The following is a 19100-nucleotide window of genomic DNA, read 5'->3' as shown; positions in this document are numbered from 1 at the left end:
CTAGTAAATGCTGTCACCATAGGGTTAAATTTATAACCTTGCCTCTATCATTAGGCGTTTCATGTCGCGTACTGCTTTTTCAAGGCCATCAATAGCTGCACGCGCAATAATAGCGTGACCAATGTTAAGCTCATAAATTTCAGGCATTGCAGCAATCGGCTTTACGTTATGATAATGAAGACCATGGCCTGCATTTACAATTAAGCCTAAGCTCGCTGCGTATTTTACACCCTCTCGTATGTGCTCAAGCTCTTTATGTAACTCTTCATCATTAGTGGCATCTGCATAGGCGCCGGTGTGAATTTCTACATACGGTGCGCCACACGCTTTAGCAGCATCTAACTGTGCTTTATCAGCATCAATAAATAATGACACTTTAATACCCGCATTAGTCAATGTTTTAGTGGCTGCTTTAATTTTATCTACGTTAGCGGCCACATCTAAGCCGCCTTCGGTCGTTAGCTCTTCACGTTTTTCAGGCACTAAACATACATATTCAGGCTTTACTTCAAGCGCAATGTTAATCATCTCATCGGTAACTGCGGTTTCAAGATTCATACGTGTTTGAATCGTTTTAGCCATTACGTATACATCACGGTCTTGAATATGGCGGCGGTCTTCACGCAAGTGAATAGTAATACCATCGGCACCGGCGTGCTCTGCCACACTGGCCGCATGTGCTGGGTCTGGGTATGATGTACCACGCGCTTGGCGAAGCGTTGCAATATGATCAACGTTTACACCTAAAAGAATGTCTTTCATTTTATTACCTGTAAAATATGTTTATTGAGAGGCCATAAATAATTCACGGCTTTTTAATGGTTTATTACCCAGTAAAGGTTTTAGTAAATAACGACTTAATTGTTTTGCCATATAAAGTACATCGCTTTGACTAAAGTCATGATTGGCAATCGCTTTAAGCTGCGAACCGCTAAACCCAGAGCGCGTATCTTGTTGCACCAAAAAACCCAGCTCAGGGAAATAACTATACGTTTGCTTTTCATCAATTGGCTCACCACTGGCATCAAAGCTAAAGTCAACACCATAACCTAAAAGCTCTAATAGCTGAAACTCGTATGAGCGCAGCACTGACTGTAAATCAACATCGCTATTTAAGTTCTCTAGGTGAGTTTTGTAAAGCTCGAACACGTGTTCAAGTGGCTCGTTTACCGGCACAATGCGGTTAGTCAGCTCATTTAAATAAAAGCCACAGTAAAGCTTATCCTTGGTTAAATATAAAGGATTGCCATGCAGCTCAAATTTATTAATGTATTTTAAATCGTACTTGCCGCTGTAGTGAACAAGCAGTGCCTGAAAAGGCTGTAATTGTGCTTTGTGTTTAGTGGCCTGGCGACCACTAATTCGCGCCAGCATTCTAAGTTGGCCGACGCCTTCTACCAGCATATCGAGCATTACTTGGGAGTCGCTATAAGGACGCCGATGTAATAGGTACGCTGTGTAAAAGTCGCTATTCATATTAGTTGGTTAAATGCAGGTTAATCTTCGCCATAACCTAAGCTTCTTAAGGCACGTTCATCATCGGCCCAACCCGATTTAACTTTAACCCAAAGCTCTAAAAATACTTTGTTATCGAGCATTTCTTCAAGATCTTTACGGGCTTCACGGCCTATCACTTTAAGCTTTTCGCCTTTGTTACCTATAACCATTCGTTTTTGGGTTTCACGCTCAACAAGAATTAACCCGTTGATATGCCACACACCGTTGTCTTGCCATTTAAACTGCTCAATTTCTACAGTAACAGAATACGGCAGCTCTTCACCCATAAAGCGCATGAGCTTTTCGCGAATCACTTCTGCTGCCATAAAGCGCATTGAGCGGTCAGTGACATAGTCATCAGGAAAGTAAAACTCACACGGCGGTAAGCGTTTAGTCACTTCGGCTTTAATTAAGTCAACGTTTTTACCTTGCGTTGCCGACACCGGCATAATGCCCACAAAATCAAATTTATCGCCAAGCATTTTCATATGCGGTAATACTAAGTCGCGGTCTTTAACTTGGTCTATTTTATTAATAACAAGTAAAACAGGCTTACCACTTTGCGATACTTTATTAAGCACCATTTCGTCATCGGCATTCCAGTGAGTGCCCTCAACAACAAAAATAATTAGCTCTACATCACCAATTGAGCTCGAAGCAGCACGGTTCATTAAGCGGTTAATAGCGCGCTTTTCTTCAACGTGTAAGCCCGGCGTATCAATATAAACAGCTTGATGCTGCCCTTCAGTATGAATCCCCATAATACGATGGCGCGTTGTTTGTGGCTTGCGCGAGGTTATACTTACTTTTTGCTCAATGATTTCATTAAGCAATGTTGATTTACCTACATTAGGGCGGCCAACAATGGCAACCATGCCACAAAACGTATCAATGTCACCTTCATGAGGCTGTATTAAGGTATCAAGATTCATTTTTTAGTATCTTCAATGCTTTTTCGGCAGCTTTTTGTTCGGCTTTACGGCGCGAGCTACCAACAGAAATAATGCTATCCATACCTTCAACTATACATTCAACCGTGAACGTTTGATTGTGCGCTTGACCTTTAGTATCAACAACAGTATAGCCTGGTAAAGATAACTTACGGGCTTGTAGGTACTCTTGCAGCAGGGTCTTAGGATCTTTTTGATTAAGCCCTGGTGAAATAGCATCAAGTCGAGATTCGTACCACGCTAAAATCAGCTCGCCACAACGCTCTATATTTGAGTCTAAAAATACAGCACCAATAATAGCTTCTACGGCATCAGCCAAGGTTGATTCACGACGAAAACCACCGCTTTTAAGCTCGCCGGGGCCTAAGCGTAAATAATCGCCTAAACCGAACTCGAGACCAAATTCAGCCAATGTTTGGCCACGCACAAGCGTAGAGCGCATACGGCTTAAATCACCTTCACGCGCTTTTGGAAATTTGTCGTACAAAGCATTGGCAATAACAAAGCTCAAAATTGAATCGCCTAAAAACTCTAAACGTTCGTTATGTTGACCTTTATGACTGCGGTGTGTCATTGCTTGCTCAAGTAAACCTTGATCAGCAAATTCGTAGCCAATTCGTTTATATAATTCTGTTACATTTTTTTTCATTGTTACTGAATATTACCTAGGCGTTCAAAACGAACACCAGTTGGAACCCATCCTGGTAAAACATCATCTGGGCCATTTTCAAATTCAAAACTCATCCATATAAAGACAGCTTTACCCACCAAGTTTTCTTTTGGTACAAAGCCCCAAAAGCGACTATCTTGGCTGTTGTCGCGGTTATCACCCATCATAAAATAATGATCAGCGGGTACGGTCCATTCATCAGAAGGAGTACCTGGTTGCTGATAGTAACGCCCTTTACGTTCAGGTGCGCGTGGGTTGATTAAAATGTCATGCTTGAGTGTCGTTAAATCTTCATTTACACGCGCAAGCGACATTTGGCCTTGTTTAAACTCATTATCGTTAATTAATTTAAAATCAATTTTATTAAACTCATTGCAAAGTAGGTCACCTTGCTGGGTCTCACCTTCTTTACAATTAGGTTGAATATACAAACGTTTATCACGATAAACAATTTTATCGCCCGGTAAACCAATAGCACGTTTTATATAATCTACTCGCTCATCTAATGGGTATTTAAAAACAACAATATCGCCACGTTCAGGCTCGCCTACATCTACAAGCTGGCTTCGCCATACCGGGTCTTTAATCCCGTATGAGTACTTTTGCACTAAAATAAAGTCGCCCACTAATAGGGTTGGCATCATTGAACCTGATGGTATTTGAAAAGGCTCAAAAATAAACGACCTAAAAATAGTAATAGCTGCAATCATCGGAAAAATCGATTTTGCAGTTTCTGTAATAGCCGGCTCAGGTGCAATTAACGCCGCTGTTTCTTCATCAAGCTGGCCACCGGCAGATGTTTGGGCAAGCGCTAATCGCTCTTGCCTTTTTGGCGCATACATTAGGTGGTCAATTAACCATATTAAACCTGAGCCTAATGTTAATAACACCAATAAAACTGAGAAATAACCAGCCATCTATAATCCTTTGTTTTTATTTACCAACTTTCAAAATAGCTAGAAACGCTTCTTGCGGTACTTCTACGTTACCCAATTGCTTCATTCGTTTTTTACCATCTTTTTGCTTTTGCAATAGCTTTTTCTTACGGCTCACGTCACCACCGTAACACTTAGCGATTACATTTTTACGTAATTGCTTAACCGTGGTACGCGCAATAACATGTTGTCCTATTGCAGCTTGAATCGCAATATCAAACATTTGACGCGGAATAAGCTCTTTAAGCGCATCAGCAAGCTGACGACCACGCGATTGAGCACTATCTCTGTGTACAATAATAGCGAGTGCATCAACGCGTTCGCCATTAATAAGTATATCAACACGCACCATGTCTGATGTTTGAAAGTGCTTAAAGTTGTAATCAAGCGATGCAAAACCACGACTGGTTGACTTTAATTTATCAAAAAAGTCCATAACCACTTCAGCCATAGGTAGCTCATAAGTTACAGCGACCTGCTTGCCGTGATAACTCATTTTAGTTTGAACACCACGCTTTTCGATACACAGCGTTATTACGCTACCTAAAAACTCTTGAGGCACAAGTATATTAGCTTCTACTACCGGCTCACGTATTTCTACAATATCATTAACCGCCGGTAAGTCAGACGGGTTGTCGATTTGACGCGTACCTTCTTTAGTAACTACTTCGTAGATTACAGTAGGCGCGGTGGTAATTAAATCAATATCGTATTCACGCTCTAGACGTTCTTGAATAATTTCCATGTGTAGCATACCTAAAAAGCCACAACGGAAACCAAAACCAAGTGCGGTTGAGTTTTCTGGTTCAAAAAACAACGATGCATCATTTAAGCTTAGTTTATTTAGTGCATCACGAAACGACTCGTAATCATCTGAGGCGATTGGGAACATGCCAGCATAGACCTGCGGCTTAATTTTTTGAAAGCCTGGTAAACGCTCTGGTGCCGCATTTTTTTGATGTGTGATGGTATCCCCGACTGGAGCACCGTGTATTTCTTTAATACCAGCAATAACAAACCCTACTTCGCCAGTACGTAAAATACCTGTGTTGGTTTGTTTAGGGGTAAAGATCCCCACGTGATCAGCTATATGAACTTGCTCGTTTGACATTATTTTTATTTTGTCGCCAGCACGTAGTTCACCATGCTTAATACGTACTAGTGATACAACACCTTGGTATGGGTCAAACCATGAGTCAATAATAAGCGCTTGTAAAGGTTCATCTTTCTCACCTACCGGTGGCGGGATGTCTTTAACAATCATTTCAAGTACTTCTGCAATACCCACACCGGTTTTTGCACTACATTGCACGGCATCTAGGGCATCTATACCAATAATATCTTCAATTTCTTCCGCTACTCGAAGTGGATCGGCTTGTGGTAAATCTATTTTATTTAATACAGGGATTACTTCTAAATCCATTTCAATGGCGGTGTAGCAGTTTGCCAGCGTTTGAGCTTCAACACCTTGTCCGGCATCTACTACTAAAAGCGCACCTTCACATGCCGCTAACGAGCGAGAAACTTCGTAAGTAAAGTCAACGTGCCCTGGTGTATCGATAAAGTTAAGTTGATAGGTTTCGCCATCGTTAGCAGTGTAGTTAAGTGTTACGCTTTGCGCCTTAATGGTAATACCACGCTCACGCTCGATGTCCATTGAATCTAACACTTGCTTTTGCATTTCGCGGTCTGTTAAGCCACCACAAACCTGGATCAAACGATCTGAAAGGGTCGATTTACCATGGTCGATATGGGCGATGATCGAAAAATTACGGATATGCTTCATAAACTGGATTCTAAACTTCTATTTTAATAGGCTAAGTACGAACACCTGAGTGACTTGAAAATACTTATTGAGCAAAAGTGCAATATAAATGGCTAAATACGCATTGTATAACCAAATTATTAATTGCCTTTTTACCCTGTATTTCCAAGTTACTCTGGTATAAAACGGCAATTTTACATTTAATTGGCCTTAATCACCATCTATTTGCGTTAAAGGAAGGCTAATTGGATGAATTTTTATCACTTTTACATCGTGTCTTAATGTTTTCACTTTGCTTTTAGCTAAAAAATAACCACATACTCCACCCAAAGCGGCGAATAAAATTTGCCATCCCTGCGCTAAAAGTAGTAATTCGGCACTAACAAATGCCAACGCTAAGCCTAAGAATAAAGGCAGCATATATACAGCAAAGGCATGTTTTACTAAATGCGAATCATCTAATGAGAGCGTGACTTTTTGGCCTACTTCAACAGGGGTATCAAATTGATATGGAAAGGTTTTTTTATCACTACCAAAAAGTTTGGCAAAAACTTGTGAGCCACAGCGTCCATTACACCCTTCGCAGGCCTTTTTTTGCTGGGCTTCTAAGTGAGCAGTGGAGCCTTCTAGGGCTACCACTGTAAGTGTTTGTTCAATCATAACAACCCTTACGAATTGTTTATAATGCGCGAGTCACCGACTCTGCAATTGCTTTGGCGGTTTGGCTTGGCACATTACCAACAACAGATACATCAAAGTTTCCGCCATTATGCACATAAATTGTCGTTGCGCCAGATGTTAATGATCCACTTAAGCGACGACCCGGTAAGGGGCGCTGTACAAAAACAGATATTTCAACAAACCCATCTGAATATAAATAATAATCGGTAAGCTCGTTGTTTAAATCAAGCTTATGACGATCTGATTTTAGTAATTTAAAACCACTAGGCAACCAGCCAATGTGCCAGTTTGTGGCACTGCTTTTTTCACCTTCCAATGCATTACCAGGTAACGGCGTTGGGAAATTACGATTTAGGACTTCTAAAATCATCGGAGCCGGCTGCTCTGTTACACTAATATGGGTTAACTGCAGCTGCTCTAGGGCTTCGCCTTGGTGGTTAACATAAGCGGCTTTTAACAACAGTGACGACTCAGTATCAAGCCAAATCCAATAGTTATATTTGTGTTCATCTTTTGATTCTATTCTCACTAGTTGCGCAGCTCGCCCTGCAATACGCCCTTTGCCGCCTAGTACAAAATCGTATTGGGCACTTAGCGCTTCAATATCTTTAAATAGTACTTCCGGTATTGGCCCTGCAATAGAATCTGTATTGATAGAGTATGGCTGAGATTGCGGTTCAAAGTAGGTAACTTGGTCGTTAATTCTAACCATTTCTAAGCCCGCGCCATTAAGTAAACTTAAATGCTCAAGCTCTGTTTCACCTTGCTTTGCATGAACCCAGCGGTAGGGTTCCATTGCTTTACCCTTTACCACCACAAAGGAAGCGTCAAAATTACGGGTATGCACAGCGTTTGCCATGTTAAGTAGTAAATCTTTGGCGGGGTTTGTGTCGTTAGCAAAAACAGTAAAGCTTACTACTAACGACAGAACAAAAGTAATTACTTTCATTTAATTAGTTTTTTTCCTCTTGCGCTTTGTCGCTATTTTGCGCTGTTTGCAAAGAGTGTGCAACACGTGCTTGACGTTGATGCTCTAAAACTAACGCGCCAATGCGTTGTTGCTGTAATTCGCGTAAACCTTGCTCAGCATTTTCAAGAGCAGGTTCTGATGAATAGCTCACCGGTGATGCCATACCAGTTAACGGGGTAGTTTGTAACAGCGGAATTTCGCTTTCTTGCTCGCCCGCCCCTTGTGGTAAGGTATTTACGCCAACAATGGCAAACATAGCTACGCTTGCAGCAATAGCAAGTTGTGCCACCGGCCTGCGCCAGTTAAACGCCACAACTTTATTATCTTGCTGCGCTTCACTTTGCTCGGTATCTGGAGCGTTCTTTACTGTTGATTGAGTGAAATCGGCATACACAGGCTCACTTTCAAGTGCTAAAGCTATGTTTTCGCTTATATCGATGTGTATGTCGTTGTTATTTTTTTGAGCACGCATCGCATCACCAATTAGCGCATATCGACCAAACGTAGCAACATCTTCATCAGAAATTTTACCCTCTGCAAGGTGTTGTTCGCCGTCAAGTAATGCTGATAACGTTTCGCTATCCAACTTGTTAACGTGTGCTTTTGTCATACTAAGACTCGCCTATTAATGGGTTTAATTTATTATCTATTGCTTCTCGGGCTCTAAAAATACGCGAACGTACTGTCCCAACAGGGCAATCCATTACCACGGCTATTTCTTCATAGCTCATCCCTTCGATTTCTCTTAGGGTAATCGCGGTTTTAAGGTCTTCAGGCAAACTATCAATCGTATTAAAAATAACAGCGCGTACTTCGTCGCTTAACAGTAAGTTCTCAGGCGATGCGTTAGAACGCATCGAATCCGCGCCGTCATAAAACTCGGCATCTTCAGCGTCTATATCGTTTGCTGGCGGTTTACGGCCCTGAGCTACTAAATAATTTTTAGCACAATTAACGGCAATACGGTATAACCACGTATAAAAGGCACTATCACCTCTAAAGTTTGGAAGTGCACGGTAGGCCTTAATAAATGCCTCTTGTGCTACATCTGCAATATCGCCTTGGTTAGACACATAACGTGAAATCAACCCTGCAATTTTGTTCTGATACTTCTTTACTAATAGGTTGAAGGCGTTTTTATCTCCTTGCTGGACCCTTTTTACAAGCGCTAAATCTAATTCCTGCTCGCTCATTCGAGCCGGTACTCCTCTGTTTGATTCTTGCTGGTTATTCATAGTGTCGCCATTGTTCACAAATACTCTGACCTCTTTATGAATAAAAAGTTCTGCTTAATATTCTTTTTTTATAAAATAGTCTTAAATAACGCCGCTAAGCCATTAAAATCACTACATAGTAATATGACAAATATGATACAACTACATTATTAAAAACAAATATTGCTCTAATTTGAGCATTGTAACCGCAAAGTACCTCTGACATGAACCAAAATAAACATCATATTGCTGATGTCGCTATTATCGGTAGCGGCGCGGCCGGCTTATCGCTTGCATTGTCTTTAGCTAACTATTGTAATGTTACTGTGATCAGTAAAGGGGCCCTCACCGAAGGCTCGACACTGTATGCACAAGGCGGGATTGCCGCAGTATTTGATAAAAAAAACGACAGCATAGAATCGCATGTTGAAGACACTCTCGATGCCGGCGGCGGTTTATGTGACCGAGAAGCGGTGCATTATACAGCAAGTAATGCGCACCAGTGTCTACAATGGCTCATTGAGCAAGGCGTTCCTTTTGATATGGAGTTTGATAGTAAAGGAAAAGAGCGCTTCCATTTAACCCGCGAAGGCGGACACAGCCATCGTCGTATTTTACATGCAGCCGATGCCACTGGTAAGGCTGTACAAACCACGTTGATTAGCCAAGTTAAAGCGCATAAAAACATTACCCTACTCGAGCAATATAATGCCATCGATTTGATTAGTGATAAAAGCTTAGGTAAACCAGGTTCGCATATTCATGGCATGTACGTGTGGAATAAAAAAGCAAAAAAAGTAGAAACTATCTCCGCTAAGTTTGTAGCGCTCGCTACAGGGGGAGCAAGCAAGGTGTATTTATACACTTCAAACCCTGATGTATCTAGCGGTGACGGTATTGCCATGGCATGGCGTGCAGGTTGTAGAGTAGCCAATATGGAATTTAATCAATTTCATCCCACCAGCCTTTATCACCCTGAACTGCAAAACTTTTTAATTACCGAAGCCATGCGTGGCGAAGGTGCGTATTTAAAGCGCCCCGACGGCACCCGCTTTATGAAAGACTTTGATGATAGAGAAGAGCTTGCTCCGCGCGACATAGTGGCTCGGGCTATCGACTTTGAAATGAAACGTTTAGGTGCAAATTGTGTGTACCTAGATATTAGCCACAAAGATAAAGACTTTATCATTGAGCACTTCCCGACTATTTACGCAAAATGTTTAAGTGTAGGGCTGGATATAACCAAAGAGGCTATTCCGGTTGTACCTGCTGCGCATTACACCTGTGGCGGTGTAATGAGTGACTTTAACGGTAAAACTGATTTAGATAACTTATACGCTGTAGGCGAAGTTGCCTACACGGGTTTGCACGGTGCAAACCGTATGGCGAGCAATTCACTATTAGAGTGCATTGTATTTGCCCATGCTGCTGCGAAAGATATTTTAAGTAAGCTCGATAAGGCGCCTGAACCTCTTGCACTTCCAAGCTGGGATGAAAGCCGAGTCAGTAATTCTGATGAAGAAATTGTTATTACCCATAATTGGCACGAGCTGCGATTATTTATGTGGGATTACGTAGGTATTGTGCGCTCAACTAAACGCCTAGAGCGAGCACTACATCGTGTTGAATTATTGCAGCAAGAGATACATGATTATTACGCAAACTTTAGAGTCAGTAATAACTTATTGGAGCTTCGTAATTTAGTGCAAGTAGCCGAACTTATTATTAGAAGCGCAATGCAACGTAAAGAAAGTCGAGGCTTACACTATACAATTGACTACCCTGAGCAAAATGAAAACCCAACACCTACTATTTTGACTCCTCCTCGCCATTAATAGCAATCAAAGCTGCGCGCTTTAACCGCGCGTAGCTTTGATTGTTCACACTATTGGCTGAGATAATTAACCACTGACGTTTATTAAAGCCTTTAATATGTAGCCATACACTGGTATTTAATATGATAGTTTTTGGGGTGATTTGCCCTTGAATCTTTACGTTTTCGTTTTCAAAGCGTATTTGTTTATGCTCTAAAATAATAACGCCACTATCTGGGTGAATTGCGAGTATTTTTTGCCATACCCAGCAAAGTGCAATTGCATTTAGAGTTAAACAGACAACAATGCTAAAAAAAGAGCTCAAGTAAAGCCCTATTACAACACTCAATAAGCAGAAAAACAGCACCACAGGCCGATGTTCTGCTTTGTTATTTACTACTGTAAACCTATACACGTACTCGGTCTAAAATTAGCGATACCATAGTATTAAGCTCAGCATCTTTACATTCTTCATGGCCCATAAACCATGCAAACAAATCAGGGTCTTCTTGGGTTAGCAAACGCTGAAATACAGCCTGTTGCTGTGCATTTAATGAATCATATGCCTGCTCGACAAATGGCATAAACAAAACATCTAACTCTAACATGCCGCGGCGACAAGCCCAGCGTATACGTGCTTTACTATGAATTTCAGTCATTTTAAACCTCATACTTAATTGCCCTGAGTTTAACAAATACCTGCATAATTAGCAGCTATTAATCATTGGCCAAATAATAAAAACTGCCCAGCTTCGTTGCTGTACCCTTGGTTATAACTGCGTTATTATGTCTACTCATTTGTATTGCACAGAAGGTTTTTATGTCGAGCGTTTATGCATGTCCGTTATCTCACCAGCTTATTAGCCTAACCGGTGCGGATAAATTGTCTTATCTTCACGGACAAATTACTCAAGATCTCAATAAACTATCTAACAGCAATTATTTATGGGCTGGCCACTGCAGTGCCAAAGGCAAGCTGTGGGGTGTGTTTAAATTATTTTCCCATCAAGATAGTTATTACCTAGCAGGCTCACAGCCTGAGGTAGAGCAATCGCTTATCGAGCTAAAAAAATACGCTGTGTTTGCCAAAGTAGATATAGATATCTCTACGAATAGACTAATTGGGTTGATCAGTGACGATTTAGCCCCAGTGCTTGAAAAGCTCGATATTCGTTTTTCTGACGAGCAAACAGCCTGTGACTTTCCAAGCGGTAAAGCACTAAAATTAGCGCCAAATCGCGTTTTATTAATGGTTGATAGCCAATTTAGTATGCCAGATGATGTGTCTACTTTAGATAACTGCGCGCTATGGCAAGAGGCCGCTATAAAAGCGGGCGAGCCACAGCTAAATAGTGACGCCATTGGCGAATACGTACCACAAATGGTGAATCTTCAGGCGATTAACGGCATTAGTTTTAAAAAAGGCTGTTACACCGGCCAAGAAACCGTTGCCCGTATGAAGTACCTAGGTAAAAACAAACGCGCTATGTATATTGTTACAGGTAAAAGTGATGGCCTACTTGAAGAGCCAGAGCTTGAAACCCAAGTGGGCGAGAACTGGCGCCGCGCTGGTAAACTAATTGCCCAAAGCTATAACGAAAATAGCCAAACCTTATTTGGCCTTGTTGTGCTGCCAAACGATACACCAAGTACACACGTACTTCGTGCAAAGCACACCCCTCAGGTAGAGCTAAGCATTCTGCCTCTACCTTACTCTCTTGAAGATGAATAAATAGGAATGACTATGATCGTTGCACCAAACACAGTAGTAAAAATGCATTATTCAGTACTGGATAACGATGGCAATACCATTGATAACTCTTTTGATGGCGAGCCACTGGTTTTTATTATTGGCACAGGCTACTTAATCCCAGGGCTTGAAAATGCACTCCAAGGCAAGCAAGCCGGTGATACATTAAATGTAAAAGTAGAACCTGAAGAAGGTTACGGCGAACGTCACGATAACCTAATGCAAGCGGTGCCTAAGTCAATGTTTGATGGCATGGAGATTGAAGTAGGTATGCAATTTAGAGCGTCAACTGATGATGGTGATCAATCTGTAATGATTATCGAGATTCAAGATGAAGACGTTATAGTTGATGGCAACCACCCGCTTTCGGGTATTACTCTTAATTTTGATGTAGAAATTTTAGAGGTGCGCGAAGCAACTGAAGAAGAGCTTGCGCACGGCCACGTGCACGGTGAAGGCGGTTGTGGTCACGATCACTAATCATAGTGCCGTTGATAAAAAAGCGCCTAAGGCGCTTTTTTTTATAACATATTGTTGTAGGTCGCGGTTTTTATTGGCGCCGGTTGCTCTAAAGGCGTTTCATTAGGTGTTATTTTACCCTCAAGCGCACGTAATAAGCCTTGCTGATCGTTTGTTCCTACTCGGTAATTAGTACCGTCTTTTAAGGTTAGCTGCACTGCACTAAAGCCTGATACAGAATACACCCACCCATCATGTGTAATACGAATACCAATACCGTGGCGGTAGGAGTTTTGCACCGCTTTAGCCTCTACTATGTCTGCAAGCGCTAATCGTTGCCCCGCAACGCCAGGACCAAAAGCCCAACTAATTGTTTGCTCGTCAACTTTTACAGTTAAACCATGAAACAAAAAGCCAACTAAAACGAGTACACCGGCAAATACCATTAATGGCGCATCTGCCCCCATTAAGTTCCAGGCTAAGGCTACAAAGCCGCCTATCCATGCTAAAACAAAAAATATAAACACCGCATATTGTTTATGCTGATACATAACGCTCTCTTTATTATTAAAAACTGTACACCAACGTGGCGCTTAATTCTGAGTCGTATTTAAGATTATCGTCTTCAGGTTTTGAGTTATAACGATACATGTAGGCAAACTTTAACGATACCGCGCCTATGACTTGACTAATCAAAGCGGTTTCTGACTTCAAACGTGAATTTAACCCCGATAAAGACTGTTCAATACTCACATCTTGATTAAAGCGCGTACGCTTTGATACCAAACGTTCCCACTGCATTGCAATACGTACTAAATAACCGGTTTTGTTTTCATCTTCTTCACTTACTTCTGACTCATCATCAGCCACTGAGCGATATAGACCGGGGCCAATATCAATATCTACTTTATTTTTTACACCTTGATATACTCTGGCACCATAACCAGTAGCGACTGTACTTTTGTATTCTAGACCGCTAAATTTATCTTCTTCGTAGTCACCGTAAATAAAAAATGAAGAATTTTTAACCCCCACCTTGTAGTTACCCTGGGCTGAGACAAAAATACGATCTGCTGTTACGTCTGTTTGCCCTGTGTCGTCATTTTCATCGCGTTTATATAAAGTGTCTAATTTAAACTGATTGCGCCAGTTTTCGAAGTCTTGGTATAAATTTCCTCTAAATTTAAAACTAGTGGAGTTAGTATTACCTTTACTTAAAATCAAGCCAAATTCAGTATCGCCATAAAGCATTTCGCCTTTATGCAGCTCGTGAATTTCTTCATCAGAGAGTTGTCCATATTCATGAAAGTCTTCAAATGGGTCAACAGCCCAACAACGGCTGCACATTATTAAAAACACGAATAGTAAATACTTATGCACGGTAAACTCTCTGGCACATACAAACAAAACTGCTTACTCAGCGTGCTCTGTTTCTTTCCACAAAATATGACAAAACGGCGCGTCTTTATCACGGCTAATTAAAATTTTTGCAAACAACACATCTTCGTTTTCAAACTCTAACCCCACTAACACCTGTACAAATAACTCCGGCTCTATTTCAAGTGCTACAAAGTCTTGCCATTGCGCATCAGGTTCGCCCTCTTCAATAAACCCAAGTTCTTCTCGGTATTCGTTAAAGTCTTCAACATCTTGCTCGCTAAGATTATTTGGCGCCAGCTCTAAAAAAATATCGTACGCTTGATGGGTAACTTCTTCTTCGCTGTATAAACGTGGGCCTGACATGGGTAAAACCTCAATGCATTTTAAGTGCACACATAATACCAAAACTCATCTGTGATTTGAGAAAAAACACCAAAAAATAATGACTTTTTTGTTACCAGCTCATGTGTGGTTAAGCTTGAATAAGATTCAACGTACTTTGACTAAAAAAGTTAAAAATAATTCAATTTATTTTGTATTATAAAACAAACTGTTACTTTACTTAGCACTGCGTACGTCATAAGCTCAAACACACGCTAATAGGAGAGCGCAATGATAAAACTAGAAATACAACAAGGCATTGCTAACGTTACTCTAAGCCGCGCAGAAAAACAAAATGCACTTAGCTTTGATATGTTTATGCAATTAAACAACACAATTAAACGTATCAAAAAAGATAAGCGTGTTCGCGCTGTAGTGATAAAAGGTGACGGTGAGCATTTTTGCTCAGGGCTTGATGTTGCAGGCGTTATGGCTTCACCTTTGAATATTGTAAAGCTGCTATTCAAATGGTTGCCAGGCAATCAAAACCTAGCGCAAAAAGTGGTGCTGGGATGGCAATCTTTAAGCGTACCAGTTATTGCACAAATAAATGGAAATTGTTTAGGAGGTGGGCTACAAATAGCGCTAGGCGCCGATTACAGAATTGTTGATATTCAAGCAAAGCTGGCCATTATGGAAGCGCGCTGGGGATTATGCCCCGATATGGGTGCCAATGCAGTGCTAGCTGGTTTATTAAAACGTGACCAAGCGCTTTGGCTTGCAAGCCACGCAAACCCTATTAATGCGCAAAAAGCTTACGAGCTTGGATTAGTCACAGAGCTAACAAGTAATACAGAGCAAGCCACCCAACGTATGTTAAATACATTACTAGAGCGCTCCCCCGACACACTGGCCGCTATAAAGCGCGTTACTCAGCAAAGCTATGCAACAAACCAACGAAAAATATTAGCTAAAGAAACGTTTAGCCAAGTTCGTTTGCTACTCAACCCCAACACAAAAAAAGCGATCGCCAAAACAAAAGGGAAAGCAGATATAAACTATGCAAACTCTAAACGCTGGTAAGACTAAGTTCGCATTTAAAAATGGGGTGGATTTGCTAACGTTAGCTTTTTTATATACTAATGAGCCATTATCATGAAGTACTTGCTTAGCAGTGCAATTATTTTACTGTGTTTAGGGTGTGCTAAATTAATAATGCATTTGATAGGTGGCAGCTTTCCTGCCCCCCTCCTTGGCATGGTTATCTTACTAAGTTTACTACTGTTAGGTGTAGTTAAAGAGCACCATATTAAGCCCTGCGCCTCCCCTATTTTGAATATTATGCCAATATTTTTTATACCTGCAGGCGTGGGCTTTATCGAGCACATAGCACTTATAAAACTGCATTGGCCGTATTTAGTGTTCGTTATTTTGCTCGTTCCTACCAGTACACTATTACTGGTAAGTAGCGTTGTTAGCTACAAAAAAGGGAAACATAACAATGACTGAACAGCACGTAACGCTTTGGTACTTAACGACCCCCGCTATTATTATGCTGTTTTTACTATTAAGAGCGTTTAATAAACGCTGGCAGCACAGTGTAGTGAAGTCGCTCACCAACCCGGTGTTTTTAAGTATTGCGATTATTGCCTTAGTGCTGGTTAATTTAAGCTTACCTTATGCTGATTTTTTTGCTCACAGCCAACTACTTAGTTGGCTATTAGAGCCCGCTATAGTGGCCCTAGCCTTACCCTTATACCAGCAATTTATTCATGTCAGAAAAAATCTTCTTTTAATAGTAAGTACATGTAGCTTAGGTATTATTAACGCCACGGTTGTGGCCTTTATTTTAAGTATTTTATTTGATGTTCCTGCTAACTTAAGCGCATCCGTAGCTGCATTAAGTGTAACTACGCCTATCTCGTTAATAGTTACGGAGTCTTTAGGGGGGATTAGCTCACTTGCCGCCGCGTTAGTTATTTTTATTGGATTACTCGGTGCGCTCTTTGGCTTAATGCTCATTAAGTGGGTGGGTGTTTATAATCACCAAGCTCAAGGTGTAGCAATGGGAACCGCTTGCCATGCTATAGGCACCGCGGCAGCTCTTGCTGAACACCCAAAAATAGGCGCACTTTCCTCAGTTGCTATGGCCTTAAGTGCACTACTAACGGCAATTATCGTCCCTGTGCTATATCCATTTTTAATCAACACTTTGCTATAGTTAGCAAAAATAATTACGCAATATAAAGAGCCCACTATGATCAGTTCTGAAATAGAACAATTTGAAAAATACTACACCATGCTCACTGAGTATTTGGTTACCTACAGCATGCAAATTGTGGGCGCCATTCTTATACTTATATTAGGTTTGTGGGTTGCAAAAAAACTCTCAAACCTAGTCGCAAAATTGATGGCTCGTCACAATGTAGATGTCACACTTACCAGTTTTGTGAGTAACGTGGTAAAAGTATTACTTATTGTGATGGTCATCGTTATAGCGCTTGGCAAAATAGGCATTAGTGTTACCCCCTTTGTAGCGGCTATAGGTGCCGCCTCTCTAGGTGCGGGTTTAGCCTTACAAGGAATGCTTTCAAACTATGGCGCAGGCCTTGCTATTATTGCCACGCGTCCCTTTGTGGTAGGCGATACCATTGAAGTAAAAGGGGTCAGCGGCCAAGTAAAAACAATTGAGCTGGGTTACACCATTTTAATTGATGAAGAGAAAGTAGAGATCACGATTCCTAATAAGCACATAGTGGGTGAAATTATTCATAACTCCTTTAGCTACTCGTTAGTTAAAGGAGAAATAGACATAGCCTACACTGCATGCGCTGATACCGCTGTTAGCCTTATTGAAGAAGTGTTAAAGGCCCATGACCAGGTCGCTCAAAATCCCCTATCACAAGTGGGTATAGAACGCTTTGCCGATAGCGGCGTTACCATTAGTTATCGCTATTGGGTACCTACAACCAAAATTATAGAAACCAAACTAGCTATTAATGCTGGTGTTTATAAAGCCATTAATGGCGCTGAGATAGAAATACCGTTCCCGCAACGCGTAGTGACTATTAATAACAACGCGCATTTGTAATAACAAACAAAGCCGCTTAATGCGGCTTTGTTGTTTTATAGCTTAAAGCAGTAATAAACTGCCTAACCCTAAAAAGGTCACAAACCCGACTATATCGGTCACAGTGGTTAATATTACCGAACCAGAAAGCGCAGGGTCTATTTTCATTTTGTCTAAAATAGACGGTATAACAACCCCAGCTAACGACGCAGCAACTAAGTTGAGCAATATCGCAATGGTAATTGTAATGCTAAGCATGGTGTCGCTAAACCAAGCAAAAGTTAACCCGCCAATCACTAAGGCCCACACCAAACCATTTACAGCGCCTACCCGTAGCTCCTTTTTTAAAAGTGCATTGCGGTTAGAGTCGGTGACTTGCCCAAGCGCTAAACCGCGCACTATTACTGTTAACGTTTGACTACCCGCAATTCCGCCCATAGAGGCCACCACAGGCATAAGCACCGCCAGGGCCACAACTTGCTCTATTGTTGCGCCAAACAAACCTATAAACCACGATGCTAAAAACGCCGTCGCTAAATTTATACCCAACCAAATTCCGCGGTTTTTAGCACTCTTTTTGACACTCGCAAACAGGTCTTCGTCTTCACGTAAACCACCGGCTTTTGCCGCGGCTTCATCGGCAATTTCTTGGCGTAATTCGTATGCCGCGCTAATGGTTAAACGCCCTACCAATTTATTATCACTATTAACCACCGGCATCGCCATTTTTTCACTGTGAATAACCACTTCTGCCGCTTCGTATAAATCATCATCTGCATGTAATGATGAAAAGTCATAGTTTGCCAGCGCCAATAGGTTATCGCCTTCATCGGCTTTTATTAAATCATTTATTGCAAGTTCACCTATTAGGCTGCCTTGGCGGCTAACTAAATACACCACTTCGCTGTATTGCGGCAACCCTTTTTGCAGTAGTTTTTTAACACCTGCTATTGTTACTTTTTCGGTTATTTTTAAAAAGTCGAAACCAGCCCAGTGGCCTAATTGCTCAGGCGAATACTGTTGAGCAAGATCGTATTGTTTGGTTTGTGCTTCATCGAGTTGCTTTTTTGCATAATCAACAAAGCGCTCAGGGATAACCTCTTCAAGCTCAAGTAACTCCTCAACATTTACTTCATCTAATAACGCGTACGCCTCGCTATCATCTAAGGTTTGTAGTAACCATAAACAGCTGTCATCACTGAGGGTGACAAATATTTCGTGTTGCGTGTCTTTATCTAATAGTTGCCAAATTTCTAGGCGCTGCTCTTTGGGTATGGCTTCAAAAAGTAGTGATAAATGCTCAGTAGATAAATTAAGCTGTGCATCGGCTAAAAGCTGGCTTTTTTGTGCGTGTGTTTCGCATTGTAATAAATCGTTTATTAGCTGCGGTAGTTGGTCGACTGGATACTCAATCATCTTGAAACCTTAAATTTAAAAATGCACATTGCTTATAGTTTACTTGAACAATAAAAAATTGCAGAAAAAACCTAAACTTATTAAAGCACTTTAAGCTTTAGCATTTGAAACTGCACTCATTTTTTTGCGCATTGTAGGGGCAAAAACACCCGCGATACTACTGTTTATTTTAAAAATTAAAAAAGAAGTAATTGGCCTTATTTTTAGC

Annotated in this window: 23 protein-coding genes; 7 read left to right on the top strand and 16 right to left on the bottom strand. The window is 41.2% G+C overall.

What is annotated here, in order from left to right:
• Window positions 1-30: 30 nt before the first annotated feature.
• The 10 genes from pdxJ to rpoE form a co-directional block, all read right to left on the bottom strand.
• The gene (gene pdxJ, locus AN393_RS03975) at window positions 31-762 is read right to left on the bottom strand and encodes a pyridoxine 5'-phosphate synthase (RefSeq protein WP_055017382.1); all 732 of its coding nucleotides are present in this window, start codon (window positions 760-762) and stop codon (window positions 31-33) included.
• Window positions 763-783: 21 nt separating this feature from the next.
• Window positions 784-1476 carry a DNA repair protein RecO gene (gene recO, locus AN393_RS03970; protein WP_055017381.1) on the bottom strand — a complete coding sequence of 231 codons (693 nt, stop codon included), beginning with the start codon at window positions 1474-1476 and terminating at the stop codon, window positions 784-786.
• Between the two features lie 20 nt (window positions 1477-1496).
• On the bottom strand, window positions 1497-2429 hold the full coding sequence (gene era, locus AN393_RS03965; RefSeq protein WP_055017380.1) for a GTPase Era: 933 nt from the start codon (window positions 2427-2429) through the stop codon (window positions 1497-1499).
• A complete protein-coding gene (rnc, locus tag AN393_RS03960; protein ID WP_055017379.1) occupies window positions 2419-3096 on the bottom strand; it encodes a ribonuclease III in 678 nt (225 codons plus the stop codon). Before rnc ends, era begins: the two co-directional genes overlap by 11 nt.
• A gap of 2 nt (window positions 3097-3098) precedes the next feature.
• Window positions 3099-4034 (bottom strand): signal peptidase I, encoded by a 936-nt coding sequence (lepB, locus tag AN393_RS03955; RefSeq protein WP_004586227.1) that lies wholly within the window; start codon window positions 4032-4034, stop codon window positions 3099-3101.
• A gap of 16 nt (window positions 4035-4050) precedes the next feature.
• Entirely contained in the window at window positions 4051-5838 is a 1788-nt protein-coding gene (gene lepA / locus AN393_RS03950) for a translation elongation factor 4 (protein WP_055017378.1), read from the bottom strand.
• A 189-nt stretch (window positions 5839-6027) separates the two neighbouring features.
• Entirely contained in the window at window positions 6028-6477 is a 450-nt protein-coding gene (locus AN393_RS03945; RefSeq protein ID WP_055017377.1) for a SoxR reducing system RseC family protein, read from the bottom strand.
• Between the two features lie 19 nt (window positions 6478-6496).
• On the bottom strand, window positions 6497-7447 hold the full coding sequence (locus AN393_RS03940; RefSeq protein ID WP_055017376.1) for a MucB/RseB C-terminal domain-containing protein: 951 nt from the start codon (window positions 7445-7447) through the stop codon (window positions 6497-6499).
• Between the two features lie 4 nt (window positions 7448-7451).
• The gene (locus AN393_RS03935) at window positions 7452-8078 is read right to left on the bottom strand and encodes a sigma-E factor negative regulatory protein (RefSeq protein WP_055017375.1); all 627 of its coding nucleotides are present in this window, start codon (window positions 8076-8078) and stop codon (window positions 7452-7454) included.
• A gap of 1 nt (window position 8079) precedes the next feature.
• The gene (rpoE, locus tag AN393_RS03930) at window positions 8080-8661 is read right to left on the bottom strand and encodes an RNA polymerase sigma factor RpoE (RefSeq protein WP_004586222.1); all 582 of its coding nucleotides are present in this window, start codon (window positions 8659-8661) and stop codon (window positions 8080-8082) included.
• Window positions 8662-8906: 245 nt separating this feature from the next.
• Here rpoE and nadB point away from each other — a divergent pair, with 245 nt between their 5' ends.
• Window positions 8907-10517 (top strand): L-aspartate oxidase, encoded by a 1611-nt coding sequence (gene nadB, locus AN393_RS03925; RefSeq protein ID WP_055015367.1) that lies wholly within the window; start codon window positions 8907-8909, stop codon window positions 10515-10517.
• Here nadB and AN393_RS03920 read toward each other — a convergent pair.
• Window positions 10492-10863: a protein YgfX gene (locus AN393_RS03920; protein WP_327077724.1), complete on the bottom strand. Its 372-nt coding sequence runs from the start codon at window positions 10861-10863 to the stop codon at window positions 10492-10494. The two genes, nadB and AN393_RS03920, sit on opposite strands and share 26 nt — an antisense overlap.
• Before the next feature lie 40 nt (window positions 10864-10903).
• Window positions 10904-11155, bottom strand: coding sequence for a succinate dehydrogenase assembly factor 2 (locus AN393_RS03915; protein WP_004586219.1), 252 nt, complete (start codon window positions 11153-11155; stop codon window positions 10904-10906).
• A gap of 161 nt (window positions 11156-11316) precedes the next feature.
• Between AN393_RS03915 and AN393_RS03910 the strand changes: the two genes are divergently transcribed.
• Window positions 11317-12228, top strand: coding sequence for a folate-binding protein YgfZ (locus tag AN393_RS03910; protein ID WP_055015368.1), 912 nt, complete (start codon window positions 11317-11319; stop codon window positions 12226-12228).
• 12 nt (window positions 12229-12240) lie between these two features.
• Entirely contained in the window at window positions 12241-12726 is a 486-nt protein-coding gene (locus AN393_RS03905) for a peptidylprolyl isomerase (protein ID WP_004586217.1), read from the top strand.
• 41 nt (window positions 12727-12767) lie between these two features.
• On the opposite strand, the gene AN393_RS03900 is transcribed toward AN393_RS03905, so the two are convergent.
• From AN393_RS03900 to AN393_RS03890, 3 genes are all read right to left on the bottom strand, one after another.
• A complete protein-coding gene (locus AN393_RS03900) occupies window positions 12768-13256 on the bottom strand; it encodes a hypothetical protein (RefSeq protein WP_055015369.1) in 489 nt (162 codons plus the stop codon).
• A gap of 16 nt (window positions 13257-13272) precedes the next feature.
• Window positions 13273-14052 carry a DUF481 domain-containing protein gene (locus tag AN393_RS03895; RefSeq protein WP_146258063.1) on the bottom strand — a complete coding sequence of 260 codons (780 nt, stop codon included), beginning with the start codon at window positions 14050-14052 and terminating at the stop codon, window positions 13273-13275.
• 66 nt (window positions 14053-14118) lie between these two features.
• The gene (locus tag AN393_RS03890) at window positions 14119-14448 is read right to left on the bottom strand and encodes an HI1450 family dsDNA-mimic protein (RefSeq protein ID WP_055015370.1); all 330 of its coding nucleotides are present in this window, start codon (window positions 14446-14448) and stop codon (window positions 14119-14121) included.
• A 249-nt stretch (window positions 14449-14697) separates the two neighbouring features.
• On the opposite strand from AN393_RS03890, the gene AN393_RS03885 reads away from it, so the two are divergent.
• The 4 genes from AN393_RS03885 (at window position 14698) to AN393_RS03870 (ending at window position 17497) form a co-directional block, all read left to right on the top strand.
• The gene (locus AN393_RS03885; protein WP_055017374.1) at window positions 14698-15489 is read left to right on the top strand and encodes a crotonase/enoyl-CoA hydratase family protein; all 792 of its coding nucleotides are present in this window, start codon (window positions 14698-14700) and stop codon (window positions 15487-15489) included.
• A 72-nt stretch (window positions 15490-15561) separates the two neighbouring features.
• Window positions 15562-15915, top strand: a complete 354-nt coding sequence (locus AN393_RS03880) for a CidA/LrgA family protein (RefSeq protein WP_055015372.1) — start codon at window positions 15562-15564, stop codon at window positions 15913-15915.
• Window positions 15908-16627 (top strand): LrgB family protein, encoded by a 720-nt coding sequence (locus AN393_RS03875; protein ID WP_055017373.1) that lies wholly within the window; start codon window positions 15908-15910, stop codon window positions 16625-16627. The genes AN393_RS03880 and AN393_RS03875 overlap by 8 nt, the downstream gene beginning before the upstream one ends.
• 36 nt (window positions 16628-16663) lie before the next feature.
• Entirely contained in the window at window positions 16664-17497 is an 834-nt protein-coding gene (locus AN393_RS03870; RefSeq protein WP_055015374.1) for a mechanosensitive ion channel family protein, read from the top strand.
• A gap of 42 nt (window positions 17498-17539) precedes the next feature.
• Here the strand turns inward: AN393_RS03870 and AN393_RS03865 are convergent, their stop codons facing one another.
• Window positions 17540-18892, bottom strand: a complete 1353-nt coding sequence (locus AN393_RS03865; RefSeq protein ID WP_055017372.1) for a magnesium transporter — start codon at window positions 18890-18892, stop codon at window positions 17540-17542.
• Window positions 18893-19100: the final 208 nt, after the last annotated feature.

The sequence above is a fragment of the Pseudoalteromonas sp. P1-25 genome, assembly GCF_001401805.1.
Lineage (GTDB): Bacteria > Pseudomonadota > Gammaproteobacteria > Enterobacterales > Alteromonadaceae > Pseudoalteromonas.
Note: the sequence above shows the minus strand (reverse complement) of the source record. Positions and strands in the feature narration are given on the sequence as shown.